General features: G+C 65.0%; 22 protein-coding genes and 1 tRNA gene. 12 read left to right on the forward strand and 11 right to left on the reverse strand.

Translation table 11 applies throughout. The features are described from left to right. Positions 1 to 44 precede the first annotated feature (44 nt). The 4 genes from CCK87_RS02955 to CCK87_RS02970 all read right to left on the reverse strand — a co-directional run bounded on the left by CCK87_RS02955 (position 45) and on the right by CCK87_RS02970 (position 5,371). Positions 45 to 1,496, reverse strand: a complete 1,452-nt coding sequence (locus CCK87_RS02955; protein WP_086459986.1) for an Ig-like domain-containing protein — start codon at positions 1,494 to 1,496, stop codon at positions 45 to 47. After that, entirely contained in the window at positions 1,486 to 2,262 is a 777-nt protein-coding gene (locus tag CCK87_RS02960) for a TIGR03943 family protein (RefSeq protein ID WP_249273674.1), read from the reverse strand. Before CCK87_RS02960 ends, CCK87_RS02955 begins: the two co-directional genes overlap by 11 nt. Then, positions 2,255 to 3,292, reverse strand: a complete 1,038-nt coding sequence (locus tag CCK87_RS02965) for a permease (RefSeq protein ID WP_086459988.1) — start codon at positions 3,290 to 3,292, stop codon at positions 2,255 to 2,257. The genes CCK87_RS02960 and CCK87_RS02965 overlap by 8 nt, the downstream gene beginning before the upstream one ends. A 66-nt stretch (positions 3,293 to 3,358) precedes the next feature. Continuing rightward, on the reverse strand, positions 3,359 to 5,371 hold the full coding sequence (locus tag CCK87_RS02970; protein WP_086459989.1) for a DUF262 domain-containing protein: 2,013 nt from the start codon (positions 5,369 to 5,371) through the stop codon (positions 3,359 to 3,361). Between the two features lie 190 nt (positions 5,372 to 5,561). Here CCK87_RS02970 and CCK87_RS02975 point away from each other — a divergent pair, with 190 nt between their 5' ends. Beyond that, positions 5,562 to 6,335: a hypothetical protein gene (locus CCK87_RS02975; protein WP_055775157.1), complete on the forward strand. Its 774-nt coding sequence runs from the start codon at positions 5,562 to 5,564 to the stop codon at positions 6,333 to 6,335. 135 nt (positions 6,336 to 6,470) lie between these two features. After that, positions 6,471 to 6,905: a VOC family protein gene (locus CCK87_RS02980; protein WP_086459990.1), complete on the forward strand. Its 435-nt coding sequence runs from the start codon at positions 6,471 to 6,473 to the stop codon at positions 6,903 to 6,905. Positions 6,906 to 6,917: 12 nt separating this feature from the next. Here the strand turns inward: CCK87_RS02980 and CCK87_RS02985 are convergent, their stop codons facing one another. The 5 genes from CCK87_RS02985 to CCK87_RS03005 form a co-directional block, all read right to left on the reverse strand. Beyond that, positions 6,918 to 7,667 (reverse strand): pyrimidine reductase family protein, encoded by a 750-nt coding sequence (locus CCK87_RS02985; RefSeq protein ID WP_249273675.1) that lies wholly within the window; start codon positions 7,665 to 7,667, stop codon positions 6,918 to 6,920. Between the two features lie 20 nt (positions 7,668 to 7,687). Further along, positions 7,688 to 8,611, reverse strand: coding sequence for a dihydropteroate synthase (gene folP, locus CCK87_RS02990; protein WP_086459992.1), 924 nt, complete (start codon positions 8,609 to 8,611; stop codon positions 7,688 to 7,690). Positions 8,612 to 8,681: 70 nt separating this feature from the next. Beyond that, positions 8,682 to 9,545 (reverse strand): AlkA N-terminal domain-containing protein, encoded by an 864-nt coding sequence (locus CCK87_RS02995; protein WP_086459993.1) that lies wholly within the window; start codon positions 9,543 to 9,545, stop codon positions 8,682 to 8,684. Positions 9,546 to 9,555: 10 nt separating this feature from the next. Beyond that, positions 9,556 to 10,506 (reverse strand): LLM class flavin-dependent oxidoreductase, encoded by a 951-nt coding sequence (locus CCK87_RS03000; RefSeq protein ID WP_086459994.1) that lies wholly within the window; start codon positions 10,504 to 10,506, stop codon positions 9,556 to 9,558. A 98-nt stretch (positions 10,507 to 10,604) separates the two neighbouring features. Continuing rightward, positions 10,605 to 11,027, reverse strand: coding sequence for a DapH/DapD/GlmU-related protein (locus tag CCK87_RS03005; protein ID WP_170927120.1), 423 nt, complete (start codon positions 11,025 to 11,027; stop codon positions 10,605 to 10,607). Between the two features lie 140 nt (positions 11,028 to 11,167). On the opposite strand from CCK87_RS03005, the gene CCK87_RS03010 reads away from it, so the two are divergent. Continuing rightward, the gene (locus CCK87_RS03010; protein ID WP_086459996.1) at positions 11,168 to 11,494 is read left to right on the forward strand and encodes a hypothetical protein; all 327 of its coding nucleotides are present in this window, start codon (positions 11,168 to 11,170) and stop codon (positions 11,492 to 11,494) included. Positions 11,495 to 11,526: 32 nt separating this feature from the next. Here the strand turns inward: CCK87_RS03010 and CCK87_RS03015 are convergent, their stop codons facing one another. Continuing rightward, positions 11,527 to 12,165, reverse strand: a complete 639-nt coding sequence (locus CCK87_RS03015) for an MBL fold metallo-hydrolase (protein ID WP_086459997.1) — start codon at positions 12,163 to 12,165, stop codon at positions 11,527 to 11,529. Between the two features lie 67 nt (positions 12,166 to 12,232). Between CCK87_RS03015 and CCK87_RS03020 the strand changes: the two genes are divergently transcribed. From CCK87_RS03020 to CCK87_RS03045, 6 genes are all read left to right on the forward strand, one after another. Then, the gene (locus tag CCK87_RS03020; RefSeq protein ID WP_086459998.1) at positions 12,233 to 13,147 is read left to right on the forward strand and encodes a diacylglycerol kinase family protein; all 915 of its coding nucleotides are present in this window, start codon (positions 12,233 to 12,235) and stop codon (positions 13,145 to 13,147) included. Between the two features lie 51 nt (positions 13,148 to 13,198). Further along, positions 13,199 to 13,271 (forward strand) — tRNA-Glu (locus CCK87_RS03025). Between the two features lie 113 nt (positions 13,272 to 13,384). After that, positions 13,385 to 14,407: an LLM class flavin-dependent oxidoreductase gene (locus CCK87_RS03030; protein WP_086459999.1), complete on the forward strand. Its 1,023-nt coding sequence runs from the start codon at positions 13,385 to 13,387 to the stop codon at positions 14,405 to 14,407. 118 nt (positions 14,408 to 14,525) lie between these two features. Then, positions 14,526 to 14,798 carry a GlsB/YeaQ/YmgE family stress response membrane protein gene (locus tag CCK87_RS03035; RefSeq protein WP_085482177.1) on the forward strand — a complete coding sequence of 91 codons (273 nt, stop codon included), beginning with the start codon at positions 14,526 to 14,528 and terminating at the stop codon, positions 14,796 to 14,798. 171 nt (positions 14,799 to 14,969) lie between these two features. Continuing rightward, entirely contained in the window at positions 14,970 to 15,860 is an 891-nt protein-coding gene (locus CCK87_RS03040) for a DUF4097 family beta strand repeat-containing protein (protein ID WP_086460350.1), read from the forward strand. Continuing rightward, positions 15,857 to 16,576, forward strand: coding sequence for a PadR family transcriptional regulator (locus CCK87_RS03045; protein WP_086460000.1), 720 nt, complete (start codon positions 15,857 to 15,859; stop codon positions 16,574 to 16,576). The genes CCK87_RS03040 and CCK87_RS03045 overlap by 4 nt, the downstream gene beginning before the upstream one ends. 42 nt (positions 16,577 to 16,618) lie before the next feature. On the opposite strand, the gene CCK87_RS03050 is transcribed toward CCK87_RS03045, so the two are convergent. Next, on the reverse strand, positions 16,619 to 17,362 hold the full coding sequence (locus tag CCK87_RS03050) for a TIGR00645 family protein (protein WP_249273676.1): 744 nt from the start codon (positions 17,360 to 17,362) through the stop codon (positions 16,619 to 16,621). A gap of 216 nt (positions 17,363 to 17,578) precedes the next feature. Here CCK87_RS03050 and CCK87_RS03055 point away from each other — a divergent pair, with 216 nt between their 5' ends. From CCK87_RS03055 to leuD, 3 genes are all read left to right on the forward strand, one after another. After that, positions 17,579 to 18,676 carry a TerC family protein gene (locus CCK87_RS03055; protein WP_086460001.1) on the forward strand — a complete coding sequence of 366 codons (1,098 nt, stop codon included), beginning with the start codon at positions 17,579 to 17,581 and terminating at the stop codon, positions 18,674 to 18,676. A gap of 205 nt (positions 18,677 to 18,881) precedes the next feature. Continuing rightward, positions 18,882 to 20,390, forward strand: a complete 1,509-nt coding sequence (leuC, locus tag CCK87_RS03060) for a 3-isopropylmalate dehydratase large subunit (protein WP_086460002.1) — start codon at positions 18,882 to 18,884, stop codon at positions 20,388 to 20,390. Further along, positions 20,390 to 20,986 (forward strand): 3-isopropylmalate dehydratase small subunit, encoded by a 597-nt coding sequence (gene leuD, locus CCK87_RS03065; RefSeq protein WP_086460003.1) that lies wholly within the window; start codon positions 20,390 to 20,392, stop codon positions 20,984 to 20,986. The genes leuC and leuD overlap by 1 nt, the downstream gene beginning before the upstream one ends. Positions 20,987 to 21,005: the final 19 nt, after the last annotated feature.

Consider the following 21,005-nt stretch of genomic DNA (forward strand, 5'->3'; position numbering starts at 1 on the left):
ACTTGATCAGGAGATAAAGCTATGGATAACTGCCGAAATTGAGGCTACTGGCACCAGTCCGGCATCCACCCGTCGACCGACTTCGTCGTCTCGAGCGACGAGAGGTCGACGAACGACGTCGTCATCGGCACATATGACGGCACGTTGGGGTATTTGTCGTTCTGCTTGTCTTCGGCGAACGTCTCGACCGCGGCGACCCTGCCGTTCGGTGACAGACAGATGTTCCGGATGCGGGTGCCCTCGTCCGGTCGAAAGATCTGCCGGGTTCCGCTCTCGTCGATGAGCATGAGCACCGACGTGGAGTACTGGTGCTGCGCGTCTGGTACGTCGAATTCCTGCACGAAGCTGCCCTGCCCATCGAGATACAAGCGCTTACCCGGGTAGTAGCTCGGGTCAGCCTGCGCAGTGAGGGAATCGAATGTTTCCGTCTTAGCCGCCTGAAGATCGATGCGGGTGACGTCCTGAAGATCGGAGACCACGAGTTGCGCCGTGCCGGGGATGAAACCATGCACCTCGGCGTGACGGCCGAGCGGACTCGGCACCGAGTCTGTCGTGACGTCGATCAGGAAGAGCTGCTGGTCGTAGTCCTGGATCACAGCCGACGTCGTTCCCTGAACGAACGTCCAGGCGACCGCCGGCAGCTGCGCGCCGTCGAATCCCTTGACCTGCCGGGCGGTGACGCCGTCACTGGCCGGGTCGTATACGTAGAGCGTGGTCGGGGAGGTGGAGCCGTCGGGGGCCGACTCGCCGGTGACCGTGAAGCCGAAGAGCCCGGATGCGCCGGACGACTTGAGATAGCGCATCGCCCCGGTCGCGGCGTCGGTTGCGACCTTCGTATCGACGCCCGTCGAGAGATCGCGCACGACGAGCGAGGTCTTGTTCTGATCGTCGAGCACGATCGCAGCAAGCCTCGAACCGCTGACCGCGTACTCCTGGATGCGTGGGGCGGTGAATACGTCTTCGGCCGGGGCGTCGTCGGAGAGAGACGCGCGAACCACCCTGTCGGGCTCGTCGCCAGCCACGCTGCCCGTGTCGCGGATGAGCGTGTAGATCGGGATGTCCGGGGTGGTGAATGAATAGTCGAGCGAGGCGGCCGCTCCGGAGTAGAGGCTCTTGGCCGCGACCGTGACGGTGTAGTCGGTCTCGTAGTCGAGCATGCCGTCGAGTGTGAGAGTGAGGTCGCTGCCCGAGGTCGTGGCCGTGAAGGGAATAGAGGGGGTGACGGTCACCTGCGATGCATCGACGTGCGCGATCGGCTGATTGGCGTGCAGAACGAGCCGCTGTCCAGGCCGTCCCACGGCGCCCTGTCCATTGATCTCGCCCGAGGTGAGTCGCGGCCCCTGCATGGTGTTCGCTGCTCCGAGTACACCGCCGAGCAGGGCGAGGCTCGCGACGACGACGATCGTGAGTCTCCGATACCTCTGGGCCGCACGCCGTCCGGAGCGTCCCTCGGCCGAGCCGCGACCTTCGGCGGGCGTGCGCTCGTCAGTAGGCATACGGCTGGGCCGGCTGGTCGATGGCCGACACGGTGGGGTTCGCCATCACGACGCTCTCGCTGCTCTTCCCGCTCGGATTGAGCGCGAAGGTTCCTTTCGTCTCGACCCAGCTGTCGACGGCATACGTCGACGACCAGCCGGGGGAGTAGACGGGAACGCCGATCGGCTGCGCGTCGACCGCACAGCAGGTGATGACGAACCGCGTGAGGTAGAAGACGTTCTCCGGGTCGCTCGAGTCTGCGGTGACGAAGCCCGAGAGGGTCGTGGTCTTGCCGACCACAAAATCGCTGCCGGAGCCGTCCCGCAGCAGAGAGACCCAGTCCCTCAGGCTCAGAGACGACACGTCGGAACCGGCGAGTTCGACGTGGGAGCTGGTGTCCGACTCCACTCCGGTTGCCGAGCTGTTCAACTCGCGGTTCTCGACGGTCGCTGTGGTGAGCGTCGAGGGCGGAACGATCACGAGCGCGACGAAGGCCAGAGCGATGGCCCCAATCCCGGCGAGGGGCAACACCACGCGCCACCGACCGCGCGGCGCCGCGGGTTCGAGTTGCTCGGACTCATGTTCGTGATCATCCTTCTCCGGAGTGACGGCGAAGGCCGCGAGCGTCAGCAGTCCGCCGAGGATGGCCATGACGACGGTGAAGACGAAGTAGCGAGGGTGGATGTACAGCCCGAGCTGGCCGCTCAGCGCGAGCCACGAGATCGAGACGATGCCGATCAGGCTCAAGGCGAGCCCCTGCCAGCGCGCGAGAATTCGTTCAAGCAATGAGATTCACTCCCAATCCGAGTACCAGTGCGGCCAGGGCGACGACGAGGGTGAGTCGAGTCAACGTCGACGTGGTGAACGTCGTTCGAAGAAGCGCCAGCATCTTCACGTCGACCATGGCGCCGAAGACCAGGAAGGCCACGATGGCTCCCGGCATGAAGGTCGAACCGAACGACAGAATGAAGAAGGCGTCGACGTTCGAGCAGATGGCGATCACGAACGCCAGGGCCATCAGGGCGAGCACCGACCAGACCGGATTGCTGCCGAGCGCGATGAGAACATCCCTGCTGACTCCGACCTGAATCAGTCCGGCGATCGCCGAGCCGATGAACAGGGCGGGCAGCATGGCGCTCGCCTCACTCGAGAAGGCGACGACGCTGCGTTGCAGCCGAGGTGCGTGCGAGGCGTGGTCGTGGCCGACACGACAGGTGGCTTCGAATCCGCGGGTCAGCAGCTCCTCGGGCCTCGGATGCTTGCTGAACAGCCAGCCGATGAGGTTGGCGATGAGAAAGCCACCGATGATTCGGGCCGCGAGTATCCCGTTGTCCCAGCCGAACGCCTGATACGTCGTGATGATCGTCACGGGGTTGAGGATCGGTGCTGCCAGCAGGAACGTCATCGACTCCGCGACGGTGAGGCCCTTCACCATCATTCCCCGCGTCAGCGGAACATTGCCGCACTCGCAGACGGGAAGCAGCACCCCGAGCAGCGACATCACGGCACGCCTGAGCACCGGCCTCGTGGGGAGAACGCGTTGCATCAGCGATTCGGGGAGCCAGATCTGCACCACGATCGACAGGATGATGCCCAGAAAGACGAACGGGATCGACTCGACGATCACGCTGATCGAGAGCGTCAGAAAATCGCGGGCGACGTTCGGCAGTTGATCCGCCGTCGACGACGGTGCGAGCACACGCGTGGCGAAGACGGCTGCGGTCAGCGCGAGGCCGACACCGACCCCGATGACGCCGCGCCGATGCCGACTCGTCGCGCGTGCCTGAGCGACGGGCAGAGGCGGCGAGGAGATCATCGGGTCAAGCATAGGCATGGCCGCTGAGACCGACCGCGGCCGCAGAGCCGCAGCATGCGGTGGAAACTACATCACCGCGCCGATATAGGAGTACTTCACGAAGACCTCGGACGCGATGCCGGCCTCCTCGAGAACGCCCTGCACGGCCGTGAGCATGTAGCGCGAGTCCCAGCCCATATAGAGGAAGTGCTCGTCGTCGAGCGTGTCCCAGTGCCCGTTCCACGACTGCGCGTCGTAGATGGGTCCTCCTCGGCGGGCACTGAACGCCACGACGTCGGAGCGTGAGTCCGCCCAGAGCCTCTTGAAGATGCGGTTGAAGAGGTACTTGATGTCATAGACCTCCCAGTGCTCGCCGCGGTACTCCACGTACTCGAACTCGCGTTGCCACCCCTGCGGCCAGCCGCGTCGCTTCTGGGCGTCGAGGATGGGCGTGAGCCCGTCGTCGTCGATCATCACGACGGCCGGTCGCTTCCAGACCTGCAAGAACTTCTCGGTGAGACGCACGGTGCGGGCTGCGATCGCTCGCGTGCCCCAGGCTTCCGTGCCGGCCAGTTCGCTCGTCAACGCGATCGAGCTCTTCGCGTAGGAGCGGTCGCGCTTCTCGACAAAGGACTTGTCAGCAGCGCGCTCGGCCAGGTGCTCCTCGAGCAGAGCGAGGTTGCCGATCGTCTTGGCGAGAGCACGGTGGCTGTTCTGCTCGTCGTCGGAGTAGTCGACCCATTCGCGCTCGCCGTCTCCGCTCCACGAATCTCCGGGGGCGAGCGGAACGATGTGCTCGACATCGAGGTCGACCGTCGAGTCGACCTCGCTGAGCCGACCCAGCACATACGCCGGGTGGGCCAATTCGGCGTATTTCAGGGCCACACGCACACGTTCGTCGCTGGGGGTGATGCGGGAGATCGCGCGAACCAGCGCATCCGGGCCGTCGGCACGTGCCCTGCTCAGGCGCGCGACCAGGCGGTCGTTGCTCACGCCGACAAGCGTGCGGCGCAACAACAGCGATTGGATGTTCTCGAGCAGCTCGACGAGAGACGCCCGGTCGAGCGTCTGCCGCGAATAGTCGAGGTAGGCACGCATGACGAGCGGGTACATGCCGCGGCCGAACGTGTTGAGATAGCCGAGCTGGCGCGACACCTCGGGGTCGGATTCGAGGCCCGGCTCGAGAAGAACGCGATACGCGGCGGAGTACGAGCGCCACTCGGCGGCGTGCGCGCGAAGCGTCTCGACATCGAGCCGCGGGAACTGCTGCTGGAACGCGTCGTACACGCCCCGCTGGCCGACCACGGTGACCTCGCGGCCGGTCGTCATGACCAGGTAGTGCCGCCAGAACGAGGCGATCTGCTCACCGGTGTTCTGCTCGATCGGCAGCCAGAAGGAGTCTTCGATCTCGCTCTGCTCGAGGTGCGTGAGACCCATGAGTACGTAGTTGTGGATGAGCTCGTGGTCGCGCAGCGGCTCGCCCGTGGAGTTGAGGCTCTCGAAGATCTGCTGCGCGTTGGCATCGGCGCCGAGAGTGATGGCCACGTGCTCGAGCTTTTGCAGGCCGCGCCAGATGCGCGGCACCTCCTCGAGGCGGACCTGGCTACGGAAGAAGGCGTAGTTGTCGTCGAAGCGCGAGTCGCGCAGCTCGTCGCCGGCTCCGAGCCGATCGAGCACGACGCTTTCGAAGACCTGGGCCCAGGCGCGATGAGGGCGCAGTTTCGTTCGGCTGGGATCGGCGGCGCGCACGAGCACTCTCTGCAGCTCTGCGGCGAGAGCCGGATCGCTGTGCTCGACCGTGTGGTGCAGGGCGGCGATCAGCAGCATCAGCGTGGTGATGCGCTGCTGTCCATCGATGAGCACGAGCTCGGAATCGTCGGCGTCGTCTGTGCTCTTCGATGACAGGATCGACCCGATGAAGTGAGTGTGCCGATCTTCTGTCTGCGAGACGGCTCGGATGTCGGTGAGCAGCTTCTCGCACGCGCCGATGTCCCAGCGGTACTGCCGTTGGTAGACCGGAACGACGATCGTGGTGTCGTCTGCGGAGAGCCACGCGACCGTGTTGACGGCGGTCGCATCGATGTTCGTGGCAGTGACCATGTCTTTGTTGAACCCGTCTCGTTTCGCACGTCTCGGTGGGCGGCGTGTTGCGGTGCCGTGCAGCCGTCGAGTCTAGTAGATCGGGTTTAAGGCACTTCTTCTACAACGGATAGAGGCTCGATGTTAGCCTTGCCTAAGTTGGGCCTGTTAAAACGTGCTGGCCCCCAACGAAAGGACATGATTTCTAATCATGGGTTACATCAAATCTGCCGCTCTGGAAGAGACCGGCTATGTCGTACTCGATCGCTACAACAAAGAGATCGACCCCAAAGAATGGCTCGACATCGAGTACGTCGACTGGAAGTCGTCGGGCGACACCCGCTTCGCTCCTCTCGCAAGCGCCTTCGGTGACATCGAGTGCAACGGCTTCTGGAACCACAAGCCGCCGCGCACCGACAAGGATGGCGTGTTTATCCCGTCGCAGACCGAGAAGGCCCCGACTCTCACCGCCCGCGCCCAGGAGCCCGGCGCGAACGTCGGTCGCTGCCGCGTCATCGAGCTGCAGCCGAACTCCTACGCCGACTGCCTCTACAACCTTCACCAGGACGACAACAACCGCCTCAACCCCGACGGCACCGGCTGGGTCGTTCGCGGTTTCTTCAACCTCACCGACGACACGGAGAGCTTCTTCGTTCTGCGCGAGAACCGCACCGACCCGAGCGTCGAGTACCGCATCGCTCTTCCGGCCGGCGCACAGCTGATCATCGACACCCAGCGTCTGTGGCACGCGGCCACGCACCTCGGCAGCGACCCGCGCTACTGCCTCATCACGTCGTGGGAGTCGGGCCCCGAGCTCGACGCCTATATCGAGAAGTACAACGGAGTGAAGCACGTTCCGAACTTCGAGGTCGACCAGGAGGTGCTCGACGCCGGACAGGCCGAGCAGACCCGTCGCCTCGCAGCTCGCGCTGCCGCACTCGCCGCTCGCGGCCAGGCCGAGAAGCTCGTCATGAGCGAGGCCTAAGCTTCACCGCTTCAGCGTCATACGAGAGAGGCTCTCGCCCACGGGCGGGGGCCTCTTTTGGGCATTGCGGCCAAAACGTCGCTCCTGCAGAATATTCCTACTAGGAATGCCCGCGTTCCACCGAAGGAGACCCAGATGCCATCGATCCTCACCCCCTACCTCGGTTTTCGCGACAACGCCAAAGAGGCGATGGAGTTCTACCACTCGGTGTTCGGCGGCGAGCTCACCATGAGTCGTTACGCCGACTTCGGTATGAACGAAGATCCGTCAGAGGCCGACAAGATCATGCACGCGCAGCTGGTCGCGCCGGGTGGACTCATTTTCATGGCGGCCGATACCCCGAACAGCATGCCGTTCACCCCGGGCGACAACTACTCGGTCTCGCTCAGCGGTCGAGACGTCGACGAACTCACGGACTTCTGGAACAAGCTCAGCGAGGGCGCGACCATCTTCGTGCCGCTCGAGATGGCGCCGTGGGGCGACAGCTTCGGTCAGCTCCGCGATCGCTTCGGCGTGAGCTGGATGGTCAACATCGGCGGTTCGCCTGAGGAACCAACGACTCAGTCGTGAGTCGCGTGTGAGTCAGCGTCGGCGCGCATAGCGCGTCAGGAGCAGCCCGTCCGATTCGAGCACGTGCACGAGGCGCATCCGGCGGGCGGCGTCGCTCTCGCCGTGTGAGATCCGGATACCGGCTCCGCCTTCCAGAAGCGGGCTGACGGTCAGGCACAGCTCGTCGACGAGGTCGGCCGCGATGAACGTGCCGAACAGGCTCGGGCCGCCCTCGCACAGAATCTGTGTGAGCCCACGCTCGACGAGCACGTCGACGATGCGCTGCGGTTCGACCTGAGCTTCGCCGCACGAGATCACGTCGGCAACGCGCTCGAGCGCCTCGCGTGCGCCTGTGGGCGCCGAGTCGGAGGTCAGAACCAGCGGCCTAACCGGTGCCTTCGCGAAGATATCGCTCGTCGGGTCGAGGTCGAGCCGACCGGAGACCAGCGCGAAAGCCGGCTGCGCGGCCAGGCCGTGAGCCTCTCGCCACGTTGCATCGGCATCCGAGAGCCGCATGGCGCCGTACCCCTCGCTGCGCACGGTGCCCGCGCCGACGAGAACGACGTCGCTCAGGCGACGGAGAGTGTCGAACACCAGCTTGTCGGCAGGGCCGCCGAGGTCGCCAGAGAGCCCTTTGACTGTCGCTGAGCCGTCAAGGCTCGTGATGAAGTTCACGCGCAGGGTCGGAACGCCCCGATCGGCGACGGAGTACGCCGTGGCGAGGGCGGCTGCGTCGAGCGGGGCGGCGCCGGCGGAGAGCAGAGCGATTCGGGTGTCTGTCACGTCAGCAGCCTTCTCGTCGGTCATTCGTTCTGATCGGTCATGTTGTGCCGCAGGTACTCGGGCTCACGCAGGCCGAGGATCGTCTCCGTCATGCGCATCGCCTGCACCGACCGCGCAACGTCGTGCATTCTCACGATCCGAGCGCCGAGCAGGGCGCAGGCGGTGGCTGCCGCCAGGGATCCGTCGACTCTGTCGTCTCGTTCGGCGCCCAGCGATTCGCCGACGAAGTCCTTGTTCGACACGGCTGCGATCGCCGGAAGGCCGATGCGGGCGATCTCATCGAAGCGGCGCGTGATCTCGAGAGAGTGCAGCGTGTTCTTGTTGAGATCGTGGCCCGGGTCGATGATGATCTGTGACTCGTCGAGGCCCAGATCCGTGGCCAGCTCGACGCGCTCGCGAAGAAAGTCCGCGACGTTCTGCACGACATCGTCATAGCGCGGTGCCGCATAGGCGGTGCGAGGTTGGGCGAGGCTGTGCGTGATGACGAGGGTGGCGCCGGTGGATGCGGCCAGCTCCGCGAGCGCCGGGTTCTGCAACCCGGTCGTATCGTTGACGACCGAGGCGCCCGCGGCGATACACGCCTCGGCGACCTCGATCCGGAACGTATCGACCGAGATGACGACGTCTGACTGTGCCGCCACGGCCTGGACGACGGGGAGCACGCGGTCGAGTTCTTCAGAGGCAGAGACCTCGGGGCCAGGGGCGAACTTGACCCCGCCGATGTCGACCCAGTCGGCGCCGGCTGTCGCTGCGGCGAGAGCCGCGTCGACGGCGCGGTCGAGGGCGAAGGTTCTGCCGCAATCGAAGAAGCTGTCGGGCGTTCTGTTGACGATCGCCATGACGGCGATGCGAGCGGAGAAGTCGATGGTGCGTGCGCCGATGGTGCGCACGGGGCTCGAAAGAGGGGGGAGCGGAAACCCGGAGGTCGCCGTGGGCGTCGTCATGACTCCATCATGCCTCTCGCGACGGCGCGCAGCCTGTGCGAGCGAGCTGTTCACTCTCGCTGCAGGCGAATCACGAGAATGCCGCGCTCGTCCAGATGTGGATCAGTGCATACGAGCGCAGGGGCCGCCACGGCTCGGCAATCCGTTCGGCCTCGCCGGCCGTGCTCACTCCGAGCGCTCGGCGCAGAACGAGATCGCCCGCGGGATACGCATCCCGGTCGCCGAGCGCACGAACGGCGAGGTAATCGGCCGTCCACGGACCGACTCCGACGATGGAGAGGAGCGAGGCTCTCGTCTCGACGAGGTCGACAGTCGGCGTGAGTGTGAGGCCCTCAGCGCATGCCCGGGCCACCGCCTGCAGTGTTCGAGTGCGGGCGCCCGTCAGACCGATGGCCCGCTGCAGTTCATCGGTCGAAACCGATGCAAGCACGTTGGGTCGGGGGAAGAGCAGCAGAGAATCCGGGCCCGGCTCTCCGAAGGCGGCGACGAGCCGCCCCGAGAAGGTGCGGGCGGAAAGCAGGGAGACTTGCTGACCCAGAACCGTGGTGATCGCCGCCTCGTATCCGTCGGGATGACCGATCACCCGCAGCCCGGGCCGGGCCGTGACCATCGGGCCGAGTATCGGATCGCGGCCGAAGGCATCCGTGATCGTCGAGGGGTCGAGATCGAGGTCGAGCCACGCGCGAACGAGGGATGCGACGGCCTCGACGTCGCTCGGCTCGCCGCTCGAGATGGTCGTCGTCACCGACCGGGTGCCTAGCTCGACGCGAACGGCCACGGGCCCACTCGGAGCGCCCATGATGCGCGTGACGGACAAGCCCTGCAGGTCGACCCGCTCGGAACCGGGAACAGCGTGCGCCGCGATCAGTGCTATCGCTTTCTCGCGCTCGTAGGGCGGAGAGAAAGGAAGCTCGATCGTGGTCGAGGCGGTCATCGCGGCGGTGTCAGAGCGCGCGGGCGAGTGGCTCGAGTCGGCCGAGCGGATCGTCTCCGGCGGGAATGAACACCACGCTGGTTGCGCCGCTGGCGTGGAGCTCGGCGATGCGCGCGCGCACTCGATCGGGGGTTCCGGCCAATGCGAGGGCGTCGACCCACTCATCCGGAAGCGCGTCGACGAACTCCGCGCGCGTCGCGGATCGTGCCCGCAGCGCCGCGAACTCCTCGGCGAAGGGCAGCGGCTCGATGTGCGGTGCCCAATCCGGCTCGCCGATCCACTCGAGGGCCGGCCGGACGATCTCACGCGCCACCGAGGCATCGTCGTCGACCGCGGCAACGTTGTAGGCCACGACCTCATGGGGCCCCGACGCATCGATGTTCGCGAGCGCCGCGACCACGTATTCCGGGGTGACCGGCTCGGCCAGGATCGTGCCGTCGGCGGAGCGCCCGGCGATCGCGAGCGACTTGGGACCGCGCACCCCGGCGAGAACCGGGGGAGCGGTCGAAGCGGGAGTCTCGAGCTGGGCGCCATGGATCTGCACATAGCGCCCGTCGACCTCGAGAGCGTCACCGGCCAGCAGCGTGCGGACCGCCGTGAGCTGCTCGTCGAGCATGGTCAGGATGCTCGCCGGCTTGTCGCCGACCTGGCGCATCCAGGCGGGCATGCCGTGACCGATGCCGACAATGAGGCGGCCGGGATAGATCTCTGCGAGCGTGTTGGCCTCGAGCGCGGTGAAGGCGGCGTTCCTTACGGGCGCGGGCAGGATGCCGATCCCCACCCGGATGCGCTGGGTCGAGGCCAGCGCGACGGCGGCTTGCGCGAACCCGCCGCGAAAGAAGCAGTCTTCGACGACCCAGAGTTCGTCGAAGCCGAGATGCTCGGCCTTCTGAACGAAGGGAACGATCTGGTGGGCGGGGAGGTCGCGGGGCAGCATGATGCCGACGGTGGCAGTGGTCACGCCCGCAAGCCTATAAGTCCCGTCGAGCGCCACCAAGACAGACAAAACCGGCCGCGCCCACCGCGAGGTGAGAGCGACCGGTCGATGGTCGACGCCGATTAGGCGGCTTTGGCGAACCCATCCGCCGGCGATTGCCGACGGCGCTCGCTCCACCCGAGGTCTTCGACTACGCGGGTGTCGCGTTCGACCCGGGTCTGGTCACCGATGCGTACGTCGGCCTCGATGCGGGAGTTGCTTCCGAGTCGAGCTCCTCGACCCACGAGTACTCCGCGACCGATGTGCACGTTGGCGCCGACGAAGACGCCGTCTGAAATCACCGCGCCGCGGTCGACCCAGCTACCCGCGCCGATCCAGGTGTTCTGCCCGACCTGGGCATCCGACTCGACGTAGGCCGACGACTCGATGAATGCGCTCGGGTGAACCTTGGCTTTCGACGCCACGCGCCCGCGTCCGTTCAGGTGTCGCCGGTACTTCGTGACGACGCCGGTCTCGTCTTCAATCTCTTCTATTGGTCTGGTCACTGTGCCTCCATCTACAGCCGTTCTCACGACTCGCTAGAGATAACACACAAGGGTCCATGAGGATTCCCAACTGTGCGCTCTCATATCTCGGCTTTTTCAAGCCCTATCGGCACCGCTCGAGCGGGCGTAACGTCGCCGCCATGAATGCATCAGATCCCTCCACCAGCCCGCAGAACGACGATGCCGCACGCCAGGAGCCGAACCGCAGTGCTCTCGACGAGGTCGCGCACCCGTTCGACCAGACCAACGGCATCGTCGAAGACGTCGACCGTCGTCACGGCGAGACGCATCACAACGACGAGCAGCTCGATGCCGACCCCGATGTCGACCCCGACCTCGACTCGACGCCCGAAGACGAGGAGCCGGGCCGAGAGTCTCCCGACGACCGCCGCCCGCTGGTCAACACCGAGCTGATTGCAGAAGAGGTCTTCGGAGACGACGAGAGGCGCAAGCCCCGCTTCGACTGAGGCGTCTGCCGCGTCGACTGAGGCGTCTGCCGCTAAACGTCGAGTGAGTCGCCCGGCTCGAGTGCGAAGTACTCTCCGCCGTTCTGCTCGGTGGCCCACTTGATGCGGTCACCGGTCATGGCTTTTCCCGCCTTCGAGAGAGTCATCTCGTGGATGGGAAAGCTGCGTCGAGGTGTGACGGCGAGCACGTAGTCCATCGCCTCGCTGATCTTCAGCCACGGTGCTCCGATGGGGGCGGCGAGAACGTCGACTGCGACGCCCTCGGGCACCGTGTACGAGTCGCCGCCGTAGTAGACCGAGCCGTTGATGAGCACACCGACGTTGTCGACGACCGGGATCGACTCGTGGATCACCGCGTGCTTCTCTCCGAAGAATTGCAGCGTGAACGGCGCGACCGAGACCTCGTCGCCCGCCTTCACGACGGTCACCGGGAACCCGCCGGCGGCGTCCGCGACGCCCTGCGGGCCGAAGATCTGGATGTCGGGGGCCCTGTCGACGAGGCGAGTCAGCTGTTCTGGCGTCCAGTGGTCGGCGTGCTCGTGGGTGATGACGACGGCAACGGCGCCGGCCGCCTCGGTGATCGCGGTGGTGAACGAGCCCGGATCGACGAACAGCTTCTTTCCCGACTGCTCGATGATCAACGCGGCATGCTCGAGTTTGGTGAGTCTCATGGCATCAGCGTAGAACGCATCGAACGATCCTCGTTGGGCATTGCCTGTAGGCCATAATCAACACATCATGCCCAGCTCGCCTCAGCGGATCGTCGTCGCGATCAACCCCTCTGCATCGTTCGGTTCGCGCAGCGCGACGGGCCCGAGAGTCGTCAACGCGCTGGCCGCAGACGGCCACGACGTCACAGCCGTCACGCAGCCCGATTTCGCGTCTCTCACCTCAGCCGTTCGTCAGGCTCTGGATGCCGGTGGCCCGGCCGCCGCCGATGCGCTCGTCGTCGTCGGCGGAGACGGAATGGTGAGCCTAGCCGTCAATGCGACCGCCGGCACGGGCATTCCGTTCGGCATCATCCCGTCGGGCACGGGGAATGACATGGCGCGCGGCCTCGGCATTCCGCTGGACTCGCTCGACGACGCCCTGGCGGTTCTGCGCACGGCGCTGTCTGCGGGCGCACGCACAATCGACGCCGGGCGCGTGCATCACGCGGGCGGCTCGACCTGGTTCGGTGGTGTGCTGTCGGCGGGCTTCGACGCCCTCGTGAATGAGCGGGCGAACCGCATGAAGCGGCCTCGCGGAGCGAGCCGCTACGTGATCGCGCTGCTGGCCGAACTCGTCACCCTGCGCGCTCGCAGCTACGAGCTCACCGTGGACGGCAAGCAGCTCACCGTCAGCGCCTCCTTGATCGCGGTCGCAAACAATCGCTCGTTGGGCGGCGGCATGACGGTCACGCCCAATGCCGTGCTCGATGACGGGCTGCTCGATCTGTTCCGGGTGGGCGCCCTGTCGCGGGTGCGTTTTCTGCGGCTCTTTCCCAAAGTCTTCTCCGGCAGCCACACAGGGCTCGACATCGTCGACATCTCGAGGGTGTCTCGCGTTCGCATTGACGCCGACGACGTGATCGCGTACGCAGACGGCGAGCGGGTGGGGCCGCTGCCGGTCGAGGTCGAGGTCGTGCCGGGGGCGCTCCGCATCCTCGCCTGAGCCGATTCGCATTGAAGGCTGATCGTATGGCATACTCGTTGAGTTGCAGACGGCCCCATCGTTTAGCGGCCTAGGACACCGCCCTCTCACGGCGGCAGCACCGGTTCGAATCCGGTTGGGGTCACAGATAGCCCGGTTCCCTTCTTGCAGAGGGGCGCCGGGCTTTTTCGTTGCGCAGAATGACGGCATTGCATGCCGCGGTGCGGCCGGGTGGGCGTGCGTCGGTACTGTGAAGGCATGAGCACAGACAGCCCGCGCGACCTCAAGAGTCTCGGATTTCTGACCATCGGCTTCTTTGACGAGTCCGACCCATTCGGAGGTCACGAGAGCACGCTGCAGATCATCGAGCTGGGGGAGCGGCTGGGCTTCGACAGTGCCTGGCTGCGCGACCGGCACCTGCAGCACGGAATCTCGTCGCCCGTCGCGGTGCTCGCGGCTGCCAGTCAGCGTACGAGTCGCATCGAGCTCGGGACCGCCGTGATTCCGATCGGGCTCGAGAACCCGTTCCGGCTGGCCGAAGACCTCGCGACGGTCGACGTGCTCAGCCGTGGACGGCTGAATCCCGGCGTCAGCGTGGGGGTTCCGACGCACTTCGACGACATCAAGGCGCACCTCTATCCGGACTCCTGGCGGACCGAGAACTTCACGACCGAGCGGGTCGACCGTCTTCTTCATAATCTGCGCGGCGGCGACGTGAGCACGTTCGAAGGCACCGAGGGTATCGAGGCGTATTCAACACGGGTTCAGCCCTACTCTCCCGGGCTGGCGGACAGGGTCTGGTACGGCGCCGCCGGTCTCTCGTCGGCCGCATGGGCGGGGGAGCGGGGACTCAACCTGCTGAGCAGCAGCGTTGTCCGCGCCGAAGAAGACGACGACTTCGCTCGAATCCAGCGTGCTCAGATCGACCTGTTCCGCGACCGTCATCCGCTGGGGCAGGCCGCTCGCGCGTCACAGGGACTCGTCGTCATTCCGACCGATACGGCTACGCCCGAGCAGGCGGCCAAGTACCGTGCCTTCGCGGAGCGGAGGTTCGCGCGCACGACGGCGCCGCAGGGTCCGCAACGCATGCTCTTTGCGCCCGACCTCGTGGGGTCATCGGCAGAGATCGCGGACAAGCTGCGCGCGCACGCAGGCTATCAGGCGGTCGACGAGGTGGTGTTCGCTCTGCCGTTCACGCTCGAGCACGACGACTACGTGCAGATCCTCACCGATATCGCGGGCATTCTCGCACCTCTGCTGGGGTGGAAGGCTGAGAAGTAGCCTGACGAATGTGCCCAATGTCAACCCCTGTGCCCCAAATAGGGCACGACCGCTAGTGTCTTGGCTGCAGTAGTCGAAATCCGTCTATTGCACTACACAGCGCATTGGAGAGACAGTCATGAGCTTTCTCGGTTTTCTTCTTCTCGGACTCATCGCCGGAGCTATCGCCAAGGCGATCCTCCCGGGCAAGCAGGGCGGTGGATGGGTTGTAACCCTTATCCTCGGTGTTGTGGGTGCCCTTGTCGGCGGCTGGATCGGTGGAGCGGTCTTCGGCGTCGGCTACGACGGGTTCTTCAGCATCGAGTCGTGGCTCATCGCCATCGTCGGCTCGATCGTCGTGCTTCTGGTCTACGGCCTCATCGTGGGTCGCGGAAGCCGCAGCCGCGCATAACGCGCCACACAACGTTCGAAGCGCCCCGACCCCCTGTGGGTCGGGGCGCTTCGTCGTTAAGCCAGCCAACGGCATCCGATTCGCGATATAGCTTGACTCTGCGCGAATACACGATATATCGTGAATTCAAGCAACGCGATATATCGCGTCAACGACATCAAGGAGATATTCATGGCCATCGAGAAGTGGCTCGTCACGGGGCCGAAGGTCATCGACCTCGAACTCGTTCGCTCGGTCAAGATCGGCCTCATCGGCGGAAAGATCGACGTCATCGCCCACGACGAGCCCGGCGCACGCGTCGAGGTCCACTCGGTCTCGGGCAAAGACCTGAAAGTCTCGATCGATGGCGACGTACTCGAGATCGATCACCCGCAACTGCGGTGGGACAACTTCATCGACGTCTTCAAGTCGTTCAAGGGAACAGCGAAGGCCGACATCAGCATCATGATCCCGCGCGATGCGAAGCTCAAGTTCGGCGTGGTCAACTCCAGCGCCCTCATCTCGGGGCTGCGCACCGATGCGCGGATCAACTCCGTATCAGGCGACATCGTGATCGACGACATCATCGGCGACCTCGACATCAACACGGTCAGCGGTGAGATCTCGGTCAGCGATCAGCAGGGAGTGCTGAACGCTCACACCGTCACCGGCGACATCACGGTCACGGGTGCGCTGCGCAAGTTCTCGGCCGATGGAGTCTCCGGGGCCGTGTTCCTCGATCTCACGGGCGTTCCTGAAGAGATCAGCAACAACACGGTGAGCGGCGACCTCACCATTCGACTCGATCACGATGTGGCGGCACGCTTCACGCTCAACAGCGTCAGTGGCACCCTGCAGGTCGACTCGACCACCACGCGAGGCACGCGTGGCCGGGGCTTCAATCACACGGCGGGCACGCTCGACGGCAAGTGGGTCGAGGTTCGGGCCAACTCCGTGTCGGGTGACATCACCTCGGTGCGGCGCGCCACTGTCGGAGCATCGACCGCATCGAGCACGGGTGTCTACGACGCTCCCGTCTCTGACGCTGCCCCGTACGACGCTCCGGAGGGAGAGTCCCTGTGACCCCCGTCTTCGGCCACGGCCATCTGCGGCTCTACCTGCTCAAGCTTCTCGACGAGTCGCCGAAGCACGGCTACGAATTGATCCAGGCGCTCAGCGAGCGTTTCGGCGGAACGTATGCCCCCAGTGCGGGCACGATCTACCCGCGCCTCGCGAAGCTCGAAGACGAGGGGCTCGTCACGAAGACGGCAGACGGACGCAAGACCGTCTACGAGATCACCGAGGCGGGGCGGGCCGAGCTCGACTCCCGCGAGAGTGAACTGACCTCGATCGAGAACGATCTCACCGACAGTGTGCGTCGGCTCGCCGACGAGGTGCGCTCCGGAGTGGGCGAGGCCATGAAGAGTCTGCGCGCCGATCTTGCCTCCGCCGCCCGACAGGCTCGCGAGGCGACCGACGCCACCAGCCAGTCGTACTCCTCGTGGTTCGCGTTCGACCCCACGCAAGACGCGACCACTCAGGATGCGAGGGACCAGGCGCGCTCGGCCGACGAGACTCCCGCGGCTGACGAGACGCCCGCATCCGGCCGTGCGTCATGGGATGCGAGTCGGGACGAGATCCGCGACGTCGACATCGCGCTGGCCGAGTTCCGACAGTCGGTGCGCACGGCGCTTCGAGCGAGTGGAGCGCGCGGCGCTGTGCCTGCGGGAACCGCCGCTACCTTCGCGCGCCGTCTCGACGAGGTGCGCGCATCCCTTCTCGCCGATCTCGGCAAGTAGTAGCCCGATTGATCGATCGTCGACGTCGGGTTCGTCGAGCAGCTAGCGCTGCTCGACGAACTTGCCGTCGATGATGTAGCCCGACACCGCGACGGCGCCGTCTGGAACCGGCGACGGGGCTGCAGACAGGGAGGACTGCGACGAGGGGCTGTCCGAGATGCCTCTCGAGACGCCGTGTTTCTGCGACATGCGGTCGATGAGTGCGAGCGCGATGGCAGACAGAATGAACACCACGTGGATCATGACCTGCCAGAAGACGCCTTCGGCTGTATAGCGATCCTCATCGCCCGTTTCGGACTTGGCGTTGGGGGCGCCGAGATCGTTGACCTCGATGAAGGTCTTGAGCAGGTGGATCGACGAGATGCCGATGATGGCCATGGCCAGTTTGACCTTGAGCACATTCGCGTTGACGTGCGAGAGCCACTCGGGCTGGTCGGGGTGCCCCTCGATGTCGATCTTCGAGACGAAGGTCTCGTAGCCGCCGATGATGACCATGATCAGAAGATTGGCGATCATGACCACATCGATGAGGCCGAGCACCGAGAGCATGATCACCGATTCCTCGATGTGCAGGGGGTCCTCCATGACCTTCTCGATGAGATGCACGAGTTCGATGACGAAGACCACGACGTACACGAGCTGCGCAATGATGAGGCCCAAGTACAGCGGCGCCTGAAGCCAGCGGCTGAAGAAGATGAGGTAGCCGACCGACTTGACCCATGCGGTCTGTGGCCGGTACTGGCGAGTGTGGGACGGGTTCACGGTGGTCTGCGGGCTGCTGGCCAAGGGGGTCTCCTGAAAGTCGGTCTGGGCCGAATCCTAGCGCCCGCATCCTGTAACATCGCTTGCAGAAGGGGAGTATCCCACCTTCATCGCAGTCGTCAATACGATCCCCATCGCCGCGGGTCCGTTGCGGTGGCGTGACCGACAGGTTCGAGTTCGCGCGGGAGAGACTTTCGGTCGCTCGGCGTACCCGCCATCCCGAAAGGTCTCACCCCTCACATGCCCGAAGCTCTCAACCTGCCCATCTGGTTCGAAGTCTCGTCTCTCGTCATTCTGACGCTGATCCTTGTCGTCGATCTGCTGCTGGTGCTGAAGCGCCCGCACATTCCGTCGGCAAAGGAATCGACTCTGTGGGTCGTGTTCTACATCGGCCTCGCATTGGTATTCGCGCTGCTGATGCTGATCTTCGCCGACGGGGAGCACGCGGGGCAGTTCTTGGCCGGTTGGCTCACGGAGTACAGCCTCTCGATCGACAACCTCTTCGTCTTCATCATCATCATGGCCCGCTTCAAGGTGCCGAAGCAGCTGCAGCAGGAGGCGCTGATGGTGGGCATCCTCATCGCGCTAGTGCTGCGCGGCATCTTCATTCTTCTCGGTGCCCAGCTCATCGAGAACTTCAGCTGGATCTTCTACATCTTCGGCGCCTTCCTGCTGTACACGGCGTGGCAGCAGGCGTTCTCGAAGCACGACGATGCCGACGCGGGCGAGAGCAGACTTATTCGCTACCTGCGTCGCCACATCAGCATCTCGAACGACTTCGACGGCGCGAAGGTGCGCACGCGCATCGACGGCAAGAAGATCTTCACGCCGATGCTGATCGTCTTCATCGCTCTCGGTTCTACCGATCTGCTGTTCGCCCTCGACTCGATCCCCGCGATCTTCGGCATCACGACCAGCCCGTTCATCGTCTTCACCGCCAACGTCTTCGCGCTCATGGGACTGCGGCAGTTGTTCTTCCTGCTGGGCGGTCTGCTCGAGAAGCTGGTCTACCTGCACTACGGCATCGCGTTCATCCTGGCGTTCATCGGGTTCAAGCTCGTGTCGCACGCGCTGCACGAGAACGAGCTGCCGTTCATCAACGGCGGCAAGCACATCGAGTGGGCGCCCGATATCTCCACGTGGACCTCTCTGGCTGTGATCGTCGGCTCCATGGCCGTCGCGACGATCGCGAGTCTCATCGCCATGCGCCGCGAGAGTGGTCGACAGGATGCCGCTCCGACCGGCGCCCCCTTGGCGGGTTCCGCGGTAGACAGGCCCGCAGATGCTCCGCTCGCGGATGAGGAAACCGTCGACGAGTCCGGCGAGTCGCGCGGCTGATACCGGCGTGTGGCCGATTCTTCCTCATCCGTGAGGGGGAGCGGGTTCGGGAATGCTCGGGATGATCGCGGGTGTTACCCTAGACGGATGCTGTCTGGTCGACTCCTTCTTGGTTGCCGCGACGAGTCCTCGTTCTAAGGCCTCACCTCGTCGCGGAGTGTGTCATGGGCTCTCGCAAGCAGATTCATAAGAGAAGGCATCACTAATGACGATTTCAGATTCCCCGGTGCATCGCGGCAAGACCCTGGCCGAGAAGGTCTGGGAAGACCATCTCGTGGTCAAGGGTGAAGACGGCACGCCCGACCTCATCTACATCGACCTGCACCTGGTGCACGAGGTCACGAGTCCGCAGGCCTTCGACGGCCTCCGCGTGGCCGGCCGGCCCGTGCGTCGTCCCGACCTCACCATCGCGACCGAAGACCACAACACCCCGACGGCCGCGATCGACAAGCCCATCGCCGACCTGACGAGCCGCACGCAGATCGACACCCTTCGTCGCAATGCCAAGGAATTCGGCATCCGGCTGCACTCGCTCGGCGACGTCGAGCAGGGAATCGTGCACGTGGTGGGCCCGCAGCTCGGCCTCACCATGCCCGGCATCACCGTCGTCTGCGGAGATTCGCACACCAGCACGCACGGAGCGTTCGGCGCCATGGCATTCGGCATCGGCACCAGCGAGGTCGAGCACGTCATGGCCACGCAGACCCTGCCGCTCAAGGCGTTCAAGACCATGGCCATCACCGTCGAGGGCGAGCTGCGCCCCGGCGTCACCGCCAAAGACATCATCCTGGCCGTGATCGCCAAGATCTCGACGGGAGGCGGCCAGGGCTATGTGCTCGAGTACCGCGGCTCGGCGATCCGCTCGCTCTCGATGGAGGGCCGCATGACGATCTGCAACATGTCGATCGAGGCGGGTGCCCGCGCGGGCATGGTCGCTCCAGACGAGATCACCTTCGAGTACCTCAAGGGCCGGCCGCATGCCCCCGAAGGCGAAGACTGGGACGCGGCCGTCGAGTACTGGAAGACGCTGCGCACCGACGACGACGCCGTCTTCGACGCTGAGGTGTTCCTCGACGCGAATGAGCTCGAGCCCTTCGTCACCTGGGGAACCAACCCCGGCCAGGGTGTGTCTCTGTCGCAGCCGGTGCCCGACCCCTCGGTGATCATCGATCCCAACGAGCGGGCAGCTGCTGAGCGGGCGCTCGAGTACATGGCTCTCGAAGCGGGAACCCCGATGAAGGACATCGCGGTCGACACCGTCTTCATCGGGTCGTGCACGAACTCGCGCATCGAAGACCTGCGGGCCGCCGCCGACATCGTTCGCGGCCGCACCAAGGCCGAGAACGTGCGCGTGATGGTCGTTCCCGGCTCGGCCCGGGTTCGCATCGAGGCCGAGGCCGAGGGTCTCGACAAGGTGTTCAAAGACTTCGGCGCCGACTGGCGCTTCGCGGGATGCTCGATGTGCCTCGGCATGAACCCCGACCAACTCGAACCCGGCGAGCGGTGTGCATCGACCTCGAACCGCAACTTCGAGGGCCGCCAGGGCAAGGGCGGTCGTACGCACCTCGTCTCGCCCCTGGTCGCCGCGGCGACTGCGGTGCGTGGAACCCTGTCGAGTCCGTGGGATCTCGCCATCGACGATGCTCGCCTCGTCGACGCAGGCCCATCGACGGGCTCAGGGAACGCGGCCTCAGTGAATGGGAGTGTCCTGTAATGGAAAAGGTTTCTGTCATCACCGGCGTCGCCGTACCGCTCGAGCGGTCGAACATCGACACCGACCAGATCATCCCCGCCGTCTTCCTCAAGCGGGTCACCAAGACCGGCTTCGACGACGCGCTCTTCTACGGATGGCGTCAAGACCCCGAGTTCGTGCTGAACAAGGAGCCGTTCAAGGCCGGGTCCGTGCTCGTGGCAGGTCCCGACTTCGGAACCGGCTCGTCGCGCGAGCACGCCGTCTGGGCTCTCCGCGACTACGGATTCAAGGCCGTGCTCAGCGCTCGGTTCGGCGACATCTTCCGAGGCAACTCGGGCAAGCAGGGTCTCCTCGCGGCCCAGGTTGCAGAAGCAGACATCGAGAAGATCTGGGCGCTCATCGACGCGCAGCCCGGGCTCGAAGTCACGGTCGATCTTCCGGCCAAGACGGTGACGGCAGGGGCCCTCACCGTGCCTTTCGAGATCGATGACTACACTCGGTGGAGGCTTCTCGAAGGCCTCGACGACATCGGGCTCACCCTGCGCGACGAAGCGCGAATCACGGAGTTCGAGGGCCGCCGCGAGAGCTGGCGCCCCAAGACTCTTCCCGTTAAATAAGAAGCAGTACAGGCGGTTA

The sequence above is a fragment of the Agreia sp. VKM Ac-1783 genome (assembly GCF_900177765.1).
Lineage (GTDB): Bacteria > Actinomycetota > Actinomycetes > Actinomycetales > Microbacteriaceae > Agreia.